Origin of the sequence: Tsuneonella rigui (genome assembly GCF_003958625.1) — a bacterium.
Taxonomy (GTDB): Bacteria; Pseudomonadota; Alphaproteobacteria; order Sphingomonadales; family Sphingomonadaceae; genus Tsuneonella; species Tsuneonella rigui.
Window position 1 is genome coordinate 209,748 of the sequence record NZ_RSEL01000028.1, and the last position, 16,525, is coordinate 226,272.

22 protein-coding genes are annotated in these 16,525 nt (G+C 68.4%); 7 read left to right on the forward strand and 15 right to left on the reverse strand.

The window, feature by feature from the left end; all coding sequences use genetic code 11:
• Entirely contained in the window at nt 1-687 is a 687-nt protein-coding gene (locus ELY12_RS12555) for a response regulator transcription factor (RefSeq protein ID WP_164549504.1), read from the forward strand.
• A gap of 32 nt (nt 688-719) precedes the next feature.
• Here the strand turns inward: ELY12_RS12555 and ELY12_RS12560 are convergent, their stop codons facing one another.
• The 7 genes from ELY12_RS12560 to ELY12_RS12590 form a co-directional block, all read right to left on the reverse strand.
• A complete protein-coding gene (locus ELY12_RS12560; protein WP_126177043.1) occupies nt 720-1,592 on the reverse strand; it encodes an OmpA family protein in 873 nt (290 codons plus the stop codon).
• 223 nt (nt 1,593-1,815) lie between these two features.
• Complete coding sequence (gene yihA / locus ELY12_RS12565) at nt 1,816-2,466, reverse strand: ribosome biogenesis GTP-binding protein YihA/YsxC (protein WP_126177044.1); 651 nt, start codon at nt 2,464-2,466, stop codon at nt 1,816-1,818.
• On the reverse strand, nt 2,463-4,241 hold the full coding sequence (gene yidC, locus ELY12_RS12570; protein ID WP_126177045.1) for a membrane protein insertase YidC: 1,779 nt from the start codon (nt 4,239-4,241) through the stop codon (nt 2,463-2,465). The genes yihA and yidC overlap by 4 nt, the downstream gene beginning before the upstream one ends.
• Nucleotides 4,242-4,280: 39 nt before the next feature.
• Nucleotides 4,281-4,490 (reverse strand): membrane protein insertion efficiency factor YidD, encoded by a 210-nt coding sequence (yidD, locus tag ELY12_RS12575; RefSeq protein WP_126177046.1) that lies wholly within the window; start codon nt 4,488-4,490, stop codon nt 4,281-4,283.
• Nucleotides 4,487-4,861, reverse strand: coding sequence for a ribonuclease P protein component (gene rnpA, locus ELY12_RS12580; protein ID WP_126177047.1), 375 nt, complete (start codon nt 4,859-4,861; stop codon nt 4,487-4,489). Before rnpA ends, yidD begins: the two co-directional genes overlap by 4 nt.
• 160 nt (nt 4,862-5,021) lie before the next feature.
• Complete coding sequence (gene rpmH / locus ELY12_RS12585; RefSeq protein ID WP_057884309.1) at nt 5,022-5,156, reverse strand: 50S ribosomal protein L34; 135 nt, start codon at nt 5,154-5,156, stop codon at nt 5,022-5,024.
• Between the two features lie 63 nt (nt 5,157-5,219).
• A complete protein-coding gene (locus ELY12_RS12590; protein WP_126177048.1) occupies nt 5,220-5,954 on the reverse strand; it encodes an alpha/beta hydrolase in 735 nt (244 codons plus the stop codon).
• 113 nt (nt 5,955-6,067) lie between these two features.
• Here ELY12_RS12590 and ELY12_RS12595 point away from each other — a divergent pair, with 113 nt between their 5' ends.
• Entirely contained in the window at nt 6,068-7,576 is a 1,509-nt protein-coding gene (locus ELY12_RS12595; protein WP_126177049.1) for a YifB family Mg chelatase-like AAA ATPase, read from the forward strand.
• Between the two features lie 68 nt (nt 7,577-7,644).
• Nucleotides 7,645-8,409, forward strand: a complete 765-nt coding sequence (locus ELY12_RS12600; RefSeq protein WP_126177050.1) for a hypothetical protein — start codon at nt 7,645-7,647, stop codon at nt 8,407-8,409.
• Between the two features lie 6 nt (nt 8,410-8,415).
• On the opposite strand, the gene ELY12_RS12605 is transcribed toward ELY12_RS12600, so the two are convergent.
• Entirely contained in the window at nt 8,416-8,610 is a 195-nt protein-coding gene (locus tag ELY12_RS12605) for a hypothetical protein (protein WP_338142066.1), read from the reverse strand.
• Between the two features lie 113 nt (nt 8,611-8,723).
• The gene (locus tag ELY12_RS12610; protein WP_126177052.1) at nt 8,724-9,284 is read right to left on the reverse strand and encodes a winged helix-turn-helix transcriptional regulator; all 561 of its coding nucleotides are present in this window, start codon (nt 9,282-9,284) and stop codon (nt 8,724-8,726) included.
• Between the two features lie 154 nt (nt 9,285-9,438).
• On the opposite strand from ELY12_RS12610, the gene ELY12_RS12615 reads away from it, so the two are divergent.
• A complete protein-coding gene (locus ELY12_RS12615; protein WP_126177053.1) occupies nt 9,439-9,780 on the forward strand; it encodes a CC_3452 family protein in 342 nt (113 codons plus the stop codon).
• 162 nt (nt 9,781-9,942) lie between these two features.
• Here the strand turns inward: ELY12_RS12615 and ykgO are convergent, their stop codons facing one another.
• Entirely contained in the window at nt 9,943-10,068 is a 126-nt protein-coding gene (gene ykgO / locus ELY12_RS12620) for a type B 50S ribosomal protein L36 (protein ID WP_003046794.1), read from the reverse strand.
• 110 nt (nt 10,069-10,178) lie between these two features.
• On the reverse strand, nt 10,179-11,213 hold the full coding sequence (gene galE, locus ELY12_RS12625; RefSeq protein ID WP_126177054.1) for a UDP-glucose 4-epimerase GalE: 1,035 nt from the start codon (nt 11,211-11,213) through the stop codon (nt 10,179-10,181).
• Between the two features lie 141 nt (nt 11,214-11,354).
• Between galE and ELY12_RS12630 the strand changes: the two genes are divergently transcribed.
• The 3 genes from ELY12_RS12630 to ELY12_RS12640 are packed head-to-tail and all read left to right on the forward strand — an operon-like array spanning nt 11,355 to nt 13,773.
• On the forward strand, nt 11,355-11,963 hold the full coding sequence (locus ELY12_RS12630) for a DUF4136 domain-containing protein (RefSeq protein ID WP_126177055.1): 609 nt from the start codon (nt 11,355-11,357) through the stop codon (nt 11,961-11,963).
• Entirely contained in the window at nt 11,960-13,117 is a 1,158-nt protein-coding gene (locus ELY12_RS12635) for a M14 family metallopeptidase (RefSeq protein ID WP_126177056.1), read from the forward strand. Before ELY12_RS12630 ends, ELY12_RS12635 begins: the two co-directional genes overlap by 4 nt.
• Nucleotides 13,118-13,119: 2 nt before the next feature.
• The gene (locus tag ELY12_RS12640; protein ID WP_126177057.1) at nt 13,120-13,773 is read left to right on the forward strand and encodes a glutathione S-transferase family protein; all 654 of its coding nucleotides are present in this window, start codon (nt 13,120-13,122) and stop codon (nt 13,771-13,773) included.
• Here ELY12_RS12640 and ELY12_RS12645 read toward each other — a convergent pair.
• The 4 genes from ELY12_RS12645 to ELY12_RS12660 all read right to left on the reverse strand — a co-directional run bounded on the left by ELY12_RS12645 (nt 13,770) and on the right by ELY12_RS12660 (nt 16,469).
• Nucleotides 13,770-14,786 carry a S66 peptidase family protein gene (locus ELY12_RS12645; protein WP_126177058.1) on the reverse strand — a complete coding sequence of 339 codons (1,017 nt, stop codon included), beginning with the start codon at nt 14,784-14,786 and terminating at the stop codon, nt 13,770-13,772. The genes ELY12_RS12640 and ELY12_RS12645 overlap by 4 nt on opposite strands.
• Nucleotides 14,783-15,187: a cytidine deaminase gene (locus ELY12_RS12650; protein ID WP_126177059.1), complete on the reverse strand. Its 405-nt coding sequence runs from the start codon at nt 15,185-15,187 to the stop codon at nt 14,783-14,785. The genes ELY12_RS12645 and ELY12_RS12650 overlap by 4 nt, the downstream gene beginning before the upstream one ends.
• Nucleotides 15,188-15,268: 81 nt before the next feature.
• The gene (locus ELY12_RS12655; RefSeq protein WP_241229856.1) at nt 15,269-15,967 is read right to left on the reverse strand and encodes a glycoside hydrolase family 25 protein; all 699 of its coding nucleotides are present in this window, start codon (nt 15,965-15,967) and stop codon (nt 15,269-15,271) included.
• A 19-nt stretch (nt 15,968-15,986) separates the two neighbouring features.
• Nucleotides 15,987-16,469 (reverse strand): UPF0262 family protein, encoded by a 483-nt coding sequence (locus ELY12_RS12660; protein ID WP_126177061.1) that lies wholly within the window; start codon nt 16,467-16,469, stop codon nt 15,987-15,989.
• Nucleotides 16,470-16,525 lie beyond the last annotated feature (56 nt).

Below are 16,525 nucleotides of genomic sequence, written 5' to 3' on the forward strand. Positions count from 1 at the left end.
ATGAAACGCGCGCAGACAGGCGCCTGCATGAGCGACCGGCCCACCATCATCCTGGCGCCTTTCGACGCGGACCTCGCCTCCGACCTCGCGCGCCGTATACCGGCGGCGCGGGTGGGGCCGCTCGACGCCATCGCTGAGGCGACGGGGCCTCTATGGCTGTTCATCGACTGGCTGCTGCCCGAGTCCTCGGGACTCGAACTATGCCGCCGCCTGCGCGCCGAGCCGCGCACCGCCGACGCGCGCATCTTCCTCGTGATTGAAGACGACGACCGGGAGACCCGGCGGCGGGCGCTGAAAGCCGGCGCGGACGACTACGTGCTGGGCCCGCTGACGGCGTCGGCCATTGCAGCGCGGGTATGCGAGGCGGCGCCGCTGCTGCCGCGGGCGGACAACGTGCTCGCGCACGGCCCGCTCAAGCTCGACCGCGAGGCGTATCAGGTGCGCGCGGGCGGATCGCCGGTGCCGATGCGGCCCAACGAGTTCCTGCTGCTGGCCTTCTTCCTCGAGAATCGTGACCGGGTCGTGTCACGGCGAGAGCTGATCGGTGCGCTCAAGGGCGGCGACCAGGTCGACGAGCGTACGGTGGACGTGTGGATCGGCCGCCTGCGCCGCGCGCTGGTCTCGGCCAAGGTGAGCGACCCGATCCGGACCGTCCGCCAGCTCGGCTACGTGTACGATTCATTCTGAGCGGGGCGAGCCGGAGCCCGCCCCGCCTCGGATTACAACCCGTCGACGCTCTTGCTGACGAGGATGTTGACCGCCACGCGGCGGTTCTGCGCCTTGCCTTCGGGCGTCGAGTTGTCCGCCATCGGATCGGACTCGGCCATCCCGGTGGGCGTCAGCATGCGGTAGGGCTTCCAGCCGCATTTCTGCTGGAGGAAGTTTACCACGCGGCTGGCGCGCTTCTCGCTCAGCTCCTGATTGAAGTCTTCGCTGCCGGTCGAATCGGTATAACCGACGACGAGCAGAAGCGCGTTTTCGGTCGCATCGGCCTGTCCCGCCGCGGCGCACAGATCGGCCTTGGCCTGCTCCGACAATACCGACTGGCCGGTGTCGAAGTTGACGTTGGTCACGCCCTTGACGTTGTACTTGTCGATGTCCGCCATCCGGCCCTTGAGCGCTTCGGTCGCGGCGGTCTGCTCGGCGAAGCCCTGCTCGGTGCCGTTGCGGATCATCGACGCGGTGCGCAGGTCCTTGGCCTTGAGCGCGACCTGGCTTGCGACCAGCCCGCCGCTCCACTGGACGGTCTTGATGGTAACCGGAAGCCCGTTGACGAGCGAGGCGGCGGCGAGCTTGCTGCGGCCGAGGCCCAGGAAGCCGCCCTTGCCGCGGACCTCGGTGGCGTCGCTGAGCAGCACCACCGTCTTCGACCCGTCGACCGTGGTCACCTGTACCTTGTCGTCGCGGCGCGCAGAGATGAAGCCTTCGACCGCCGGCCCTTCGGCCAGACCCGTGAGGTCGGACGGCGCCGGGCCGTTTACGGTGATCGAGGTATCGGCATAGTCAGGCGCCTGCTGGGCGGCGAGCCCGGCGGGGAGCACCAGCGCGGCGGCGGCGAGGAGCATGGGCGATTTTCGGCGAAGAGTTGTCATTGTCGTTTTCCTTCGAACTCTGGCAGCGGCCGTGCCCCCTCGCGGCCGGATTTCAGGACCCCCACGTGCAGTCTTCAAAAGATGCCCGGCGGCGAGATGGTCCGCGGCCTTGCTGCCAGATGAACGAACAACGCGAGCGGGCTCGACAGCCGGTTGGCTGGAGCATTGGACGCGGTGAAACGAGAGAAGCGTTCGGCTGGCGCGGTAGACCGAAGCGCGGGCTTCAGCTCTCGGCGTCGGACAGGATCGCCGCGCGCAGCTCGGCGATTCCCATGCCCTTTTCGGCGCTGGTCGCGTGGACCAGCGGGAAGGCCGCGGTGCGCTTTCTGGCCTCGGCCTCGGCGGCAGTGCGCACGGCGGCAAGCTCGCTCGCCTTGATCTTGTCGGTCTTGGTCAGCACCAGGCGATAGCCGACCGCTGCTTCGTCGAGCAGCTTCATCATCTCTCGGTCGACGTCCTTTACCCCGTGGCGGCTGTCGATCAGCACCAGCGTGCGCTTGAGCACCAGCCGTCCGCGCAGGAAATCACGCACGAGGAACTTCCAGCGCTCGACCACCTTGATCGGCGCCTTGGCGAAGCCGTAGCCGGGCATATCGACCAGCCGCATCGCGAGCGGGTCGCCCACGTCGAAGAAGTTGAGCTCCTGCGTCCGGCCCGGCGTGACCGAGGCGCGCGCCAGGCTCTTGCGCCCGGTTAGCGCGTTGAGCAGCGAACTTTTGCCGACGTTCGATCGCCCGGCGAAGGCGATCTCCGGCACGACCGGGTCGGGCAGGAATTCGAGCTTGGGCGCCGACAGAAGGAACTCGACCTTGCCGGTAAGCAGCTTGCGCGCGCGCTCCTCAAGCTCGGCCGCCTCGGCTTCCTCGGGCGTCACCCCTTGGCCTTCGCATCGCGCGCGGCGGCGCGATCCCGGTCGGTCTTGTCCTTATCCGCCTGCGCCCTCAGTTGCGGGTGCTTCGAATAGAGATAGCTCTGCTGCGCCAGCGTGAGGATGTTCGAGGTGATCCAGTAGATGAGCAGTCCGGCCGCGAACGGCGCCATGACGAACATCAGCACCCACGGCATGATCGCGAACATCTGCTGCTGGATCGGGTCCATCGCCTGCGGATTGAGGCGGAAGGTCAGGAACATGGTGATGCCGAGCAGCACCGCCAGCACGCCGATGGCGAGGAAGCTGGGCGGAGTGAACGGCAGCAGGCCGAACAGGTTGAGGATGTGCGCCGGATCGGGCGCCGACAGGTCGTGGATCCACAGCGCGAACGGCTTGTGGCGCATGTCGATCGACAGCATCAGCACCTTGTACAGCCCGAAGAAGATCGGGATCTGCAGCAGGATCGGCAGGCAGCCCGCGAGCGGGTTGACGCCCTCGCTCTTGTAGAGCGCCATGACTTCCTGCTGCTGGCGCGGCTTGTCGTCCTTGTAGCGCTCCTGGATCGCCTTCATCTTCGGCTGGATCGCGCGCATCGCCGCCATGCTCGCGAACTGCTTCTGCGCGATCGGGAACATCGCCCCGCGCACGATCAGCGTGAGCAGGATGATCGCCACGCCGAAGTTGTGGACGAGGCTGTAAAGCGTCGCGAGCAGCCAGTGGATCGGCTTTTCGACCACGCCGAACCAGCCCCAGTCGATGGCGTTATCTAACCCGGGAATGCCCGCCCTGGTGTAGCCGCCGAGAACGTCGATCTCCTTGGCGCCTGCGAACAGCCGGGTGGTGCGGGCGATCTGGCGTCCGGTGGCGACCGTCAGCGGATCGTAGATCACGTCGGCGCGGTAGAGATCGCGGCCGAGCGAGCGGAAGTCGGCGTCGACCTCGGCATTCGATTGCGGGACCAACGCCGACAGCCAGTAGATGTCGGTGAAGCCGATCCAGCGCGCAGCGCCTTCCGGCGTCACCTTGCCGGCTTCCGCGACATCGGCATAGTTGCTGCCGAAATCGACCCCGCTGCCGAAGTAGCCGATCGGTCCCGAGTGGATCGTCCACTGGTCGATGCTGGCGGTGGCGCTGGTGCGGTTGATCAGCGCGAAGGGGCGCACCACGATCGCGCCCGGCGCAAGGTTGGCGACGGTCTGCTTGGCGGTGATCAGGTACTTGTCGTCGATCGCGAACTCGATCCCGAAGCGCTGGCCCTGGCCGTTGTCCCACGAGAGCTGGACCGGCTTGCCGGGTGAGAGCGGGCCGCCGGTGGCCTGCCACACGGTGGTGCTGTCGGGCACCTTCACGTTCGAGCCGACCCAGCCGAACTGCGCGAAGTGCTGCGCGGGAGTGCCGGACGGGCTGAACAGGCGAACGGGGCCCGAATCCTTGTCGACCGTCTGGCGGTGCGTAGTGAGCGTGAGATCGTCGATCCGCGCGCCGACCAGATCGATCGAGCCGGCCAGTTCCGGCGCGGCGATGGCGACGCGCTGCGGACTCTTGAGCACGGTCGCGAGGTCGCGCTTCTCGAGCGCCTCGGCGGCGGGATCGGTCAGCCCGCCTTCTCGCGTGCGGACGACCTTCTTGGCGTCGCCGTCTGCAGCGGCAGCGGTGGTCGCCTCGACCTTCGCCGGGATGGCCGGCTTGGGATAGATGTAGTTGATCGCCGCGTCCCAGCCGAACAGCAGCAGGCCGCACAGCACGACGGCGAGGAACAGGTTGCGCTGGTTGCTCAAGAAGGTCGATCCCGTTTGTCTATGGGGTGATGATCATGGTCAGGGCACCGGGTCGTAGCCGTGCCCGCCCCAAGGGTGGCAGCGCATTATACGCTTCACGGCCATCCATCCACCCCTCAATGCCCCGTGCTTGGTGAGCGCCTCGATGGCGTATTCGGAGCATGAAGGTGCGTAGCGGCACGATGGTGGCAGGATGCGGCTCGGGCCGACTTGCCAGGCGCGCGCGACAAGGATGAAGAGCTGCTTCAATTGCGCGGGCCATGGGGTTTCCGGCGGCGCGGCGGATCGCCCTTGCCGGCGGTGGCGCGGGCGAGCGCCTGCGCCAGCTCGTCGCGCAGCAAGGCGAAGTCGCGCTCCACTCCGCCGTCGCGGCCGATCAGGATGTGATCGTGGTCGGCGAGCCCCTCGCCCGGTAGCGCGACGCGCAACAGCTCGCGAAAGCGCCGCTTCATCCGGTTGCGGACGACTGCGTTGCCGATCTTCTTGGTAACCGTGACCCCGAACCGCTTGCCGCGCCCGCTGTTAGGATGCGCCAGTAGCACGAAGCCCGGTCGCGCCACGCGAATCCCGCGATTCGCCGCGAGGAAATCGGCCCGCTTGCGGATGGTCTCCACCGTCATGTCAGGCGATATAGGGAGCTAATACACCGCTTGCTAGATACGCAAGCAAACGGGCTCCCGAAGGAGCCCGCAAGGCCGAACGGCCGTCCGCAGCTGCCCCGTAGCGTAGCGACGGGAACAGCAGCGAGGACGAGCGCGCGGAGGCGCGCTCGCAAAGAGATTAGGCGCAGAGCTTCTTGCGGCCGCGGGCGCGACGCGCGCGCAGGACCTTGCGGCCGCCGGGGGTCGCCTTGCGGGCGAAGAAACCGTGGCGGCGGGCGCGCACGAGATTGCTGGGCTGGAACGTCCGCTTCATCGGATCCTCGGTATGTCTAAAAGCAAAGGGCGACCACACGGGGCCGCCGTCAAGCGCGCGCCACTATGGGAAGGCGTGGCCCAAGTCAAGGTAGGCGATGGCCGGTGTGGCGGGCTTCGCTTCACCCACCCAGGCGCGCATGTCCTGCGCCGTCATCCAGCGCGCGTCGGCGTTGGGCGTCGCGTTGGTCATGTCGTAGAACCCGCGCGGGTCGGCAACCCCCATCTCGCGGTAGTAGTCGAGATAGGCGCGGTTGACCGGCGAATCGGCGGCGAAGTCGCGCGGACCCAAGCCGTCGCTGTCGCGCCAGGCGTGGACCGCGAACTCCGCGCCGTCGTCGATCCGACGGGTAGCGCCGGCAAGAAACAGCTCGACCGCGCCCGAGCGCACCGAGCCGTCCGCCGGCACGTGTGTGGCGATCCCGGCGGCGCGGATCATTCGGCCGAGCTTGAGGTTCGCGGTGTCGTCGTCGGTGCCGGGGCACTCGAGCATCTCGAGCGTGGTGATGCCGGGGTGATCGCGCAACATCGCCTGGAACTGCGCGGGCGTGGCGCCATCGCTGACGTCGACCATCGCGGCACGCGATTCGTCAATCACGCGGAACGGGCCGTACACCTCGCCCTGCGCTAGCGCCGGCCCATGCGCCGCGACGAGGCGCTCGGCGCCGTCCTCGGTCCACTCCTCGACCGTGACCGTCTCGCTGACCACGTAACTCTGCGCGTGCGCCGGCACGGCCAGGCCCGCAAGGAGGCTGGCTGCGAGGATGAAGGTGCGGCGCATGATGCCGATTGCGCCCACGCGCCTTGCCGAAGTCCCAAGCAGCATGCTTGCGATTTCGTTCACCATGCCGGTCCGGACCACTCGACAGCCCGCCAAGCATTCGCCACAAGCCCCTGCTTACAGGGGGTTTCGTGGTCGCACTCGTCAGGACGGTAGCCTATCTCGGGCTGGAGGCGCGCGCCGTCGAGGTGCAGTGCCAGGTCGCGCCCGGGCTCCCGCGATTCAATCTCGTCGGCCTGCCCGACAAGGCGGTGGGCGAGAGCAAGGAGCGGGTCCACGCCGCGCTCGCCGCGATGGGACTGAGCCTGCCGCCCAAGCGGATCACCATCAACCTGTCGCCCGCGGACCTGCCCAAGGAAGGCAGCCACTACGACCTCCCCATCGCGCTCGCGCTGCTGGCGGCGATGGGCGTGACCGACGCCGAGCAGCTGGGCGACTGGATCGCGGTCGGCGAACTGGCACTGGACGGCCGCATCGCGCCTTCGCCCGGCGTGCTGCTTGCGGCGATCCACGCCAGCGAGCAGGAAGCGGGCCTGATCTGTCCCGCAGCGCAAGGCAGCGAGGCGCGCTGGGCGAGCGGGGTTCCCGTCCTCGCCGCGCCCGACCTTGTGAGCCTGCTCAACCACCTCAAAGGCACCCAGCGGCTGCCCGAACCGCCGCCGGGCGAGGTCGAGGAACCCGGTTACGGTCCGGACCTCAAGCAGGTCAAAGGTCAGGAAACGGCCAAGCGCGCGCTGGAGATCGCGGCGGCCGGCGGGCACAACCTCTTGATGGTCGGGCCGCCGGGTGCGGGCAAGTCGTTGATGGCGAGCTGCCTCCCCGGCATCCTCCCGCCGCTCACCCCGGGCGAGGCGCTGGAGACCAGCATGGTCGCCTCGGTCGCGGGCATCCTCGAAGGCGGCAAGATCAGCCGCCAGCGCCCGTTCCGCGCGCCACATCATTCGGCGAGCATGGCCGCGCTTACCGGCGGCGGCCTACGGGTGAAGCCGGGCGAGGTCAGCCTCGCGCACCTCGGCGTGCTGTTCCTCGATGAGCTGCCCGAGTTCCAGCGCGCGGTGCTCGATTCGCTCAGGCAGCCGATCGAGACCGGCAAAGTCGACGTCGCCCGCGCCAACGCGCACGTCAGCTTCCCCGCGCGGGTGCAGCTGGTCGCGGCGATGAATCCGTGCCGCTGCGGACACTTGGGCGATCCGGCGCTCGCCTGCAGCCGCGCTCCGCGCTGCGCGGCCGATTACCAGAGCAAGGTCTCCGGCCCGATGCTCGACCGCATCGATCTCCATGTGGAGGTCGACCCGGTCAGCGCCGCCGACCTCGCGCTGCCGCCGCCCGCCGAGGGCAGCGCGGAAGTCGCCGCCCGCGTCGCCGCCGCGCGCGCGATCCAGACCGCGCGCTTCGCGGACACCGGCGCGCGCACCAATGCCGAGCTCGACGGCGATGCCCTCGAACGCTTCGCCAAACCCGACGAAGCGGGTCAAAAGCTGCTGATGCAAGCGGCGCAGGCGATGCGGCTCTCCGCGCGCGGCTACACCCGGATGTTGCGCGTCGCGCGGACCATCGCCGACCTGGCGGGCGCCGAACAAGTGGGCCGCATCCACGTCGCCGAGGCGCTCAGCTATCGTCGCGCCGCGCCGCGCGCCTGACGCGGCCGTAGCCTTCGTTCTCGCGAGCGACTACAGCGCCGCCCGCGCTTCCGTTCGCCAGAGGACTCATGAATTACCCGCGCCTCCAACCGCTGCTGGCGGTGTTCGACCAGCGCTGGCCCGGCGCGCGGCGGCGGATGGTGGGAATAACGCTGGCGCTGGCGATCGAGGCGGGGCTGTTGCTGGCGATCCTCACGCTCGGCGGCGCGCCGGACGCAAAGCGCCCCCAAAGCGAATCGCTAACCACGGTGGACTTCGCGCCGGCACCCAAGCCGGACGAGCCCAAGCCCGAGGAAACGACGAAGCCGCGGGCGCTGCCGCCGGTCGCCAAGCCGCCTCCGCCGACGCCCATGCCGCGCGAGATCACCCCGCCCATCCCGCTCCCGCCGGCGGCGGTCATCCCGATCACCAAGGCCCCTGCGCCGCCGCCTGCGCCGCCTAGCCGGATTCGCGCGGTGATCCGCGACGACATGAGCGGACCCGTCGGGCCGCCGGACACCGGCTCACCCGGCGATTCGACGGTGGTCGGCCGCACCGCGAGCGGCGAGCCGATCTACGCGGCGCGCTGGTACCGCGAGCCGACGGAGCAGGAGATGCGCGGCTATCTCTCGACTGCCGACCCCGGCTGGGCGCTGATTACTTGCAAGACCGAGCCGCAGTACCGGGTGGATCAATGCGAGCTGGTCGACGAATGGCCGAACGGAGCCGGCATGGGGCGCGCAGTGCTCGCCTCGACCTGGCAATTCAAAGTGCGGCCCCCGCAAAAGGGCGGCCGGCTACTGGTCGGCGAATGGGTGCGGATCAGGATCAGCTATCACATCGACCGCAAGTAGCGCCGTTTAGGCCTGCTCAGCCGCCCACTCCGCGTACGGCGTGTTCCTGGCCATCTTGCGATTGTAGTCGGGCGCGCCATCGCGCCACCACACCGGCCCGCGCTCGCCGAGTGCGACCTTGGCCGCCTGCACATCGGCGCGGGCGCGCTTCATCGCTTCAGGATCGTCCTTGGCCTCGCGCACCGCGCGCCGGGCAGCCATCAGCGCATCGACGTGGCGCTGCCGCTCAGCTTCGGACAGATCGGGATTGCTCGCGCGCCACAGGCGCCCGCGTACGATGATGTAGCGCCCGTCGGGAGTTTTCGGCGATCCGCTCAGCGAACGGCGGCGATGTGCGGCAGGCTCGCGGGCTCGTCATCGCGCGCGCGGTCGAAACCGTCGGCGGGGGTCGCAAACGTGCCGTCCTCGCGCTTGCCGAGGTCGCCGCGCGCCACGAAGCGCAAGTCCTTGCCGCCGAGCACGCGCCCATCGTGCGACATGATCGAGGTCGGGCCGATCGGCAGGCGGTCGAGTTCGTCGACCAGCACCGGGTCCTCGACGAACTCGCCGGCATACTTCTGCCCCCATTGGCGCAGCGCGATCATGGCGGGGAGGAGGTCGAAACCCTTCTCGGTCAGGCGGTATTCGATCCGCCGGCGGTCGTCGGCGCACGGCTGCCGGTCGAGGATGCCGTGCTCGACAAGCTTGGCGAGACGGTTGGAGAGGATGTTCCGCGCGATCCCGAGCTCGGTCAGGAACTCTTCGAAGTGGTGCAGCCCGTTAAAGCTCGCGCGCAGGATCATGAAGGACCAGCGTTCGCCCATCACCTCGAGCGCCTCGGGCAATCCGCAGGCGTTCAGTTCACGCAGGGGCTCGCGCAGCTTGTGCTTGTCCATGGTCATCCTCTCGTTGCCGCTCTTGTAACGCGGAAACCGCGCGCATACATGCGAAACTTAAGTTTTAGGTTGCAACTTAAAATCGAATCGATTAGGTAGCGATTCGCAACGGGTATCGAATCGAAACTCGTTTGGCAAATTCTAAGGATGCGACATGACCCTCTCTCTCCCCAACACCGCCCGCCCGCTCGCGATCGTTGCCGCGCTGGCCTGGACCACCCTGTCGATCGGCACCGCCGTTTCGCCGTCCGCCGCCCAGGCCGCCGAAGGCGCCTATTACCGCGCCCAGCTGTCGGCTCCCGCCGCGAGCACCAACGCGGTTGCCGGCGGCCTCGTGTGGAAGTGCGCCGAAACCAACTGCGCTGCCCCCAAGGGCACCAGCCGCCCGGCGATCGTCTGCGCCCGCCTGGCCAAGGAAGTCGGCGAAGTGGCGACCTTCACTGCCGGCGGCAAGGCGCTCGAGGCCGAAGACCTCGCGCGCTGCAACGGCAAGTAATTTCTCCCGACCACCCAGTCCTCTCCGACCCCAGGGTGGCACTTCAGGCCCTCAGCGGAAGCTGGGGGCCTTTTTTGTGCGCGACCACAATACACGCAAAAAGCCCCCGCGAATGCAGGGGCTTTCAAAGACCAGCGCGACCCAGCCGGGCCGCAGCGCGAATCAGCCCTGGCGGGCCTTGAAGCGACGGTTGGTCTTGTTGATCACGTAAGTGCGGCCGCGACGACGGATGACGCGGTTGTCGCGGTGGCGGTCCTTGAGGGACTTGAGGCTGTTGCGGATCTTCATGGGTCTGCCTGAAAAAATTGCGGCACCGGAAGCAAGCTCCGATGCCGGAAAAAGCAAGCCGCGCCCCTAGTGGGGTGAGCGCCTCGCGTCAAGCGCGGATCAGGCTGCGGTCAGGCAGCCTTTGCCGCTTCGGCGCGGATCGCGCTCAGTCGTTCTTCCCATGCCATCGCGTGACGCACAATGGTTTCGAGGTCGTCATGCCGCGGGCGCCAAGGCAGGGTATCGAGAATGCGCGCGTTGTCCGACACCAGGCATGCTGGATCGCCCGCGCGTCGCGGCTCCAGCCGGCGCTCGATCGGCCGGTTGGTCAGGCGGTCGACGGCGTCGAGCACCTCCATTACCGAAAAGCCCCGGCCGTAGCCGCAGTTCATCTGCAGCGAGCGCTCCGGCTCCGCGATGAGCGCTTCCAGCGCGTGCACGTGAGCCGCCGCGAGGTCGGAGACGTGGATGTAATCGCGCACGCCGGTGCCGTCGGGCGTGTCGTAGTCGGTGCCGAACACCGCGACGTGCTCGCGCTTGCCGAGCGCCGCCTCGACCGCGACCTTGATCAGGTGCGTTGCCCCCGCGGTCGACTGGCCGCTGCGGCCTTCGGGGTCGGCGCCGGCGACGTTGAAATAACGCAGCGCGCAGTAGTTAAGCTCGTGCGCGAAGGCGGTGTCTGCCAGCATCCGCTCGGTCATCAGCTTCGACCAGCCGTAGGGGTTGATCGGCACCTGCGGGCAGTCTTCCGCCACTCGCTCGACCGAAGGCACGCCGTAGGTCGCGGCGGTGCTCGAGAAGATAAAGTGCGGCACACCCGCCGCAACCACCGCCTCGATCAGAGCCCGGCTCTTGGCGGTGTTGTTGTGGTAGTACTTGAGCGGGTTCTCGACCGATTCCGGGACCACGATCGAGCCGGCGAAGTGCATCACGGCTCGAGTGCCCTGCACTGCGAAGATCTGCGCCAGCAGCTCGGCGTTCTCGATGTCGCCTTCGAAGAACGGGACATCGTCGGGCACCGCGAAGCGGAACCCGGTCGAAAGGTTGTCGATCACCGCGACCGGGTAACCGGCGTCGCGCAAGGCGAGCACGGCATGGCTGCCGATGTAACCGGCCCCGCCGGTGACGAGGACAGGGTGCGCTTGACGTTCGATCGATCCGGACATGCCGGCACGCTACGGCGAACGTGGTAAACAACCCGTTCACGCCTACGCCGCCGATGTTCATCGCGCGGCCATGCGCCTCGAGGTATATCGGCCGAACTATTTGGGGCATTTTCACTTTCCGATTTTCAAAGGGTTCGCACCATGAAGAAGGCTATCCTGCCGGCTGCCATCCTGCTGTCGCTCGCTGCGCCGGCCGCTGCCGCTACCGACGTCGAAGTCACGCGCTTCCACACCGCCGAGACGATCGCGGCCGCCGCGCCGGGACCGATCGCGGTGCGCGCCGCTGCCGGGCTCGATGCCAACGCGATCGAAACACAAGTGTGGCTCGACGCTGTCGCCGCCGCGCTGACCCGCCAAGGCTTCACCGTCGTCGCCGACGCGCCGCGGGTGGCTGAGGTCTCGCTCGACCAGCAGGTCGTTCAGCGTGAAGCGGCCCGGTCGGGCTCGGGCGTAAGCGTGGGCGTCGGCGCCGGTTCGGGCGGCGGCTGGTACGGCCGCCGGAGCGGGGTCAATCTCGGCCTCGGCATCGGCTTCTCGTTCGGCGGCAAGCACGCGGGCGAGGTGCTCGACAGCACGCTCGGCGTGATCATCGTCGACCGCGCGGGCGCGCATTTGTGGGAAGGCCGCGCCGAAGCCGCGCCCAAGAACCGCTCCAAGAGCGCGGCGCCGCAACGCCTTGCCAACGAAATGGCGGACGAGCTTTTCTCCGGCTTCCCAGGCGTATCGGGAGCGACTACCGGGGCGCGATGAACGCTCCCCAGACAGTCTCTCCCATCCGCATCGACGCCCAGTTCGACAGCGGCAACATCGAAGTCCTGAGCATCGACGGCGCCACCGCGCGCCTCGGTATTCCGCGCGACCACATGAGCGAGTTCCGCCAGTGGTTCCACTTCCGCGTCGTCGGCGCGAAGGGGCGCGAACTGACGTTCAAGATCGTCGACCTCGCCACGTCGGCCTATCCCGAGGGCTGGCCCGGCTACCGCGCCTGCGTGTCCGAAGACCGCGACTACTGGGGCCGCGCCGACACGACCTACGACAAGGACGCCGACGGCGGCACACTGACGATCACCTACACCCCGGCGAGCGACATCGCCTGGTTCGCCTACTTCGCGCCCTATTCGATGGAGCGGCACCACGACCTCGTCGCCGAGGCCGCCGCCAGCGAAGGCGTTTCGTGCCGCTCGCTTGGCACCACGCTCGACGGGCAGGCGATCGACTGCCTCGAGATGGGCGAGGGCGAGACGCAGGTCTGGCTCTACGCTCGCCAGCACCCGGGCGAATCGATGGCCGAATGGTGGATGGAAGGCGCGCTCGAGTGCCTGACCGATCCCGCCGACCCGCTTGCACGCGCGTTGCGGCAGCGGTGCAGCTTCCATGTAGTGCCCAACTGCAACCCCGACGGCAGCCGCCGCGGCCACCTGCGCACCAACGCGGTCGGCACCAACCTCAACCGCGAGTGGCACGAGCCGACCCCCGAGAAGTCGCCCGAGGTCCTCGCCATCCGCAACGCGATGGATGCGACCGGGGTCGACTTCGCGATGGACGTCCATGGTGACGAGGCAATCGCGGCCAACTTCCTCGCCGGCTACGAAGGGATCCCCTCGTGGACCGACGAACTGGGCGCGAAGTTCTATCGCTTCGAGCAGATCCTCGCCCGCCGCACGCCCGACTTCCAGACCGCCAAGGGCTACGCCAAGTCGGCCCCCGGCACCGCCAACCTGTCGATGAGCACCAACCAGCTCGCCGAGCGCTTCGGCGCCACGGCGATGACGCTGGAGATGCCGTTCAAGGACAACGACGACCTGCCCGACGCCGCGCAAGGCTGGAGCCCGGAACGCTGCAAGCTCCTCGCCCGCGACTGCCTCGCCAGCCTGCTCGAGTGGCTGGAGACCGCGAAGGACTGACCATGAAACCGACCATCACCGCGTTCGCCGTCTCGCCCGACAAGGGTCAGGGCTTGGCGCGCGACATGCGGGTGCGGTGGGCGCTAGAGGAGGCGGGGCAGGACTACGATGTCCGGCTCGTCCCGTGGGAGGACTTCAAGACGCCGGCGCACAAGGCGCTGCAGCCGTTCGGGCAGATCCCGACGTATGAGGAGGGCGATCTCGTCCTGTTCGAATCGGGGGCGATCGTGCTGCACATTGCGGAGATGCACCCCGGCACGCTGCTGCCCGATGATCCCGATGCGCGGGCTCGGGCGATCACGTGGATGTTCGCCGCAGTCGGGACGATCGAGCAGCCGGTCGTCGACCATGAGGTCAACGAGTACTTCGAGAGCGACAAGCCGTGGGGCGCCGAGCGGCGCAAGGACATCGACGAGCGATTGCGCACGCGGCTCGGCGACCTGTGGGCGCGGCTGGGCGAGGCGGACTGGCTCGACGGCGATTTCAGTGCGGGCGACCTGATGATGGTCGAGGTGCTGCTGCGCCTCGAAGGCCAGCTGATAGACGAATTCCCGAACCTCGTCGCCTACTGCGACCGCGCCCGCGCGCGGCCGGCGTTCCAGCGCGCGTTTGCGGCGCAGCGCAAAGTGTTCGAGGACGCCTCGAAGAGCGCTTAGCCAACGATTGGCTCGAGCAGGCGCAGCGTGCGCGCGTCGCCGTCGATCTCGACTATAGCGCCCGATGGCAGGCAAAGCTGGTTGCGGATGTGGCCGATGTTGGCGCCGGTGAATGCGGGGATGCCGAGCGGGGTCAGGTACTGATCGATCACCTGGTCGACGGTGAACCCGCGGTAGTCGGGCTCGGTAGACGCGCACTCGGTGCACTGGCCGAACACGATGCCGGCGAGGCCGTCGAGGACGCCGGCGAGCTTCAATTGCGCGAACATCCGGTCGATGCGGTACTCGGCCTCGTTCACGTCCTCCGCGAACAGCACCGCGCCCTTGAAGTCGGGCAGCCAGCCCGTGCCCATCAGGGTCGATATGATCGTCAGGTTGCCGCCCAGCAGGCGTCCGCGCGCCTTGCCGCCGTGGATCGAGCGCGCCGGGCGGCCGACTGCCGATTCCAGCTCCGAGCCGCCGAGGGTCACCCGCTCGCCTGCGAAGGCGAGGCGCCAGAGGCTCTCCCACTCCTCCTTCGGCCAGCTGCTGGTGGCGTTGCCGCCGTGGATCGTGGCGTAGCCCGCGCGCGCGGCGAACGAGAGGTGGATGGCGGTGACGTCGCTGAAGCCGATGAACAGCTTGGGGTTGGCGCGGATCGCATCCCAGTCGAGCAGCGGCAGGATGCGCGCCCCGCCCCAGCCCCCGCGCACCGCGAACACGGCCTTGACCTCGGGGTCGTGATACATCGCGTTGATGTCGGCAGCGCGGTCTTCGTCGGTGCCCGCGAGGTAGCCGTAGCTGCCGCCCGCGTGCGGCCCGAACTTGGGCACCAGGCCCATTCCCCTGAGCCACCATTCGGCGCGATCAAGGCCGTCGTCCGATCCGATCGCGCTGGCGGGCGCGACCACGCCGACGGTGTCGCCGGGGTTGAGGAACGGCGGCTTCACCCGCGGCCGAGCGTCGGCCTTAGCGGCCAGCCCCGCCGCGGCGAGCGCGCCGAGCCCGCCGATTGCGCCCCGGCGATCGATCACGTCAAGCTAGCCGGGCCGAATGCGTAGGGAAGCAGCGCGCTCAGGGACACGCGGTGCGTCTCTTTCGGTCCGACGCAGAGGATCTCTGGGTCGGTGCCGCCGAGCGAAGCAAGCTCGTTGAGTACCTGCCGGCAGCGCCCGCATGGCGTGATCGGCTCCTCGCCCGGCCCGGTCACGGCGACCTTCACCAGTCCGCCGCGCACCCCGTCGGCCATTGCCTTGCTCACCGCGACCGTCTCCGCGCACAGGCCGAGGCCGTAGCTGGCGTTCTCGATGTTAGTGCCAGTGACCACGCTGCCATCGCCAAACAGCAGCGCCGCGCCGACCGGGAAGTTCGAATAGGGGGAGTAGGATTGCGCAGCGGCCGCGCGCGCGGCGGCGATCAGTTGCTCGTCATTCATGCCGCAGTCCTAGCCTGCTCACGCGCGCGTTGTCGAAGGCCGTTTGCCTGCCGGGCATAGACGCTCGGCATGAGTACGAGGTCAGGGCCGCACGACCACCCAGCGGAGCGGCTCGTCCGCGGCCTCGGTCGAAAGCGAGCGGTTGGCGGTCCACATCAGCCACGGGCGGCCGGCGTAGGTCGGGCGGCGGAAGGTGCCGACCACCCACAGGTTGCGCTCGATCCGGCTGGCAAGACCGTAGCGGCTTTCGAACGCTTTCGAGACCTGCAGGATCACCGGACGCCCGGCGTGCGCCTCGATCTGGTTGATCAGCGTCATGAGCTCGCTCTCGACCGCGGCTTCGCCGACGTGGCAGTCGTTGGCGGTGCGGTCGAGCGCGATTGCGGGCGGCAACAGATCGCGGCCGCGCGGGACCTCGACCACGAAATTCGCCGACTGCCCGTCGGCCATCACGCAGGGATCGAACCGGTGCACCGCGCCGACCTTGAGCCCGGCCTCACGCGCGGCGGCGAGATTGACGGCGAAGCGCGCGTCGCGCACCCGCGCCCCTTCGCTGGCGTCGAGATAGACGAAGCGCGCCCCCAGCGCCTTCAGCGTGTCGAAGCGAACAGCGCCGTCGGCGGCGCCTATCTCCGCGCCCTGGTCGGGATACTTGGCCGCATCGGGGGTCCAGTGCTGCAGCCGCCACCAGCCCCAGCCCGCCGCCAGCAACACTACCAGCAGCGCCGCCCCGAGCGCACGCGTGCGCCAGCCGATGCCGCGTTTCTTCTTACCTGCCACGAATCGCGCCCGCCCCTTCTCAGCCGCGGATATGGAGCACGCAGATGAGGGTGAACAAGCGCCGTGCGGTGAGATGATCGGTCTCAACCTTGCCGTCGAGCCGCTCGAGGAGCAGGTCGGCAGCATCGTTGTGGATCGCGCGGCGGGCCATGTCGATCGTCTCGATCTCGGCCGCGGTCGCCTTGCGGATCGCCTGGTAGTAGCTGTCGCAGATCGCGAAGTAATCGCGGATCGGGCGGCGGAAGCGCGCGAGGCCGAGGATCAGCGTTTCGAGCGGTTCGCCCGCCTCGCTGCCGATCGTGAGGGCAAGTCGCCCGTCCTGCACCGCCAGTTGCAGTGCGTAAGGTCCGTGGTGACCAGCCTCGACCGGGCGCAGCGGCTTGAAGGTGTTGTCCTCGATCAGGTCGTAGATCGCCACCCGCCGTTCCTGCTCGACGTCGGCATTGCGCCAGAGGATCGTGTCCTCGTCGAGCGATATCTTGGCGATCCGGTAGTCGGCCATGGCGCGCGGCTTCTCGCAGATGCGAAGGGTGGCAAGCAAGGGTTTCCACAAGGCTG

Coding starts and splice junctions, on each gene's coding strand:
- ELY12_RS12635 (WP_126177056.1), top strand. CDS start 11,960: ATGAACGCTCCCCAGACAGTCTCTCCCATCCGCATCGACGCCCAGTTC.
- ELY12_RS12660 (WP_126177061.1), bottom strand. CDS start 16,469: ATGGCCGACTACCGGATCGCCAAGATATCGCTCGACGAGGACACGATC.
- ykgO (WP_003046794.1), bottom strand. CDS start 10,068: ATGAAGATCCGCAACAGCCTCAAGTCCCTCAAGGACCGCCACCGCGAC.
- ELY12_RS12630 (WP_126177055.1), top strand. CDS start 11,355: ATGAAGAAGGCTATCCTGCCGGCTGCCATCCTGCTGTCGCTCGCTGCG.
- ELY12_RS12610 (WP_126177052.1), bottom strand. CDS start 9,284: ATGGACAAGCACAAGCTGCGCGAGCCCCTGCGTGAACTGAACGCCTGC.
- ELY12_RS12560 (WP_126177043.1), bottom strand. CDS start 1,592: ATGACAACTCTTCGCCGAAAATCGCCCATGCTCCTCGCCGCCGCCGCG.
- ELY12_RS12640 (WP_126177057.1), top strand. CDS start 13,120: ATGAAACCGACCATCACCGCGTTCGCCGTCTCGCCCGACAAGGGTCAG.
- rnpA (WP_126177047.1), bottom strand. CDS start 4,861: ATGACGGTGGAGACCATCCGCAAGCGGGCCGATTTCCTCGCGGCGAAT.
- ELY12_RS12555 (WP_164549504.1), top strand. CDS start 1: ATGAAACGCGCGCAGACAGGCGCCTGCATGAGCGACCGGCCCACCATC.
- ELY12_RS12605 (WP_338142066.1), bottom strand. CDS start 8,610: ATGGCTGCCCGGCGCGCGGTGCGCGAGGCCAAGGACGATCCTGAAGCG.
- galE (WP_126177054.1), bottom strand. CDS start 11,213: ATGTCCGGATCGATCGAACGTCAAGCGCACCCTGTCCTCGTCACCGGC.
- ELY12_RS12600 (WP_126177050.1), top strand. CDS start 7,645: ATGAATTACCCGCGCCTCCAACCGCTGCTGGCGGTGTTCGACCAGCGC.
- rpmH (WP_057884309.1), bottom strand. CDS start 5,156: ATGAAGCGGACGTTCCAGCCCAGCAATCTCGTGCGCGCCCGCCGCCAC.
- ELY12_RS12615 (WP_126177053.1), top strand. CDS start 9,439: ATGACCCTCTCTCTCCCCAACACCGCCCGCCCGCTCGCGATCGTTGCC.
- ELY12_RS12650 (WP_126177059.1), bottom strand. CDS start 15,187: ATGAATGACGAGCAACTGATCGCCGCCGCGCGCGCGGCCGCTGCGCAA.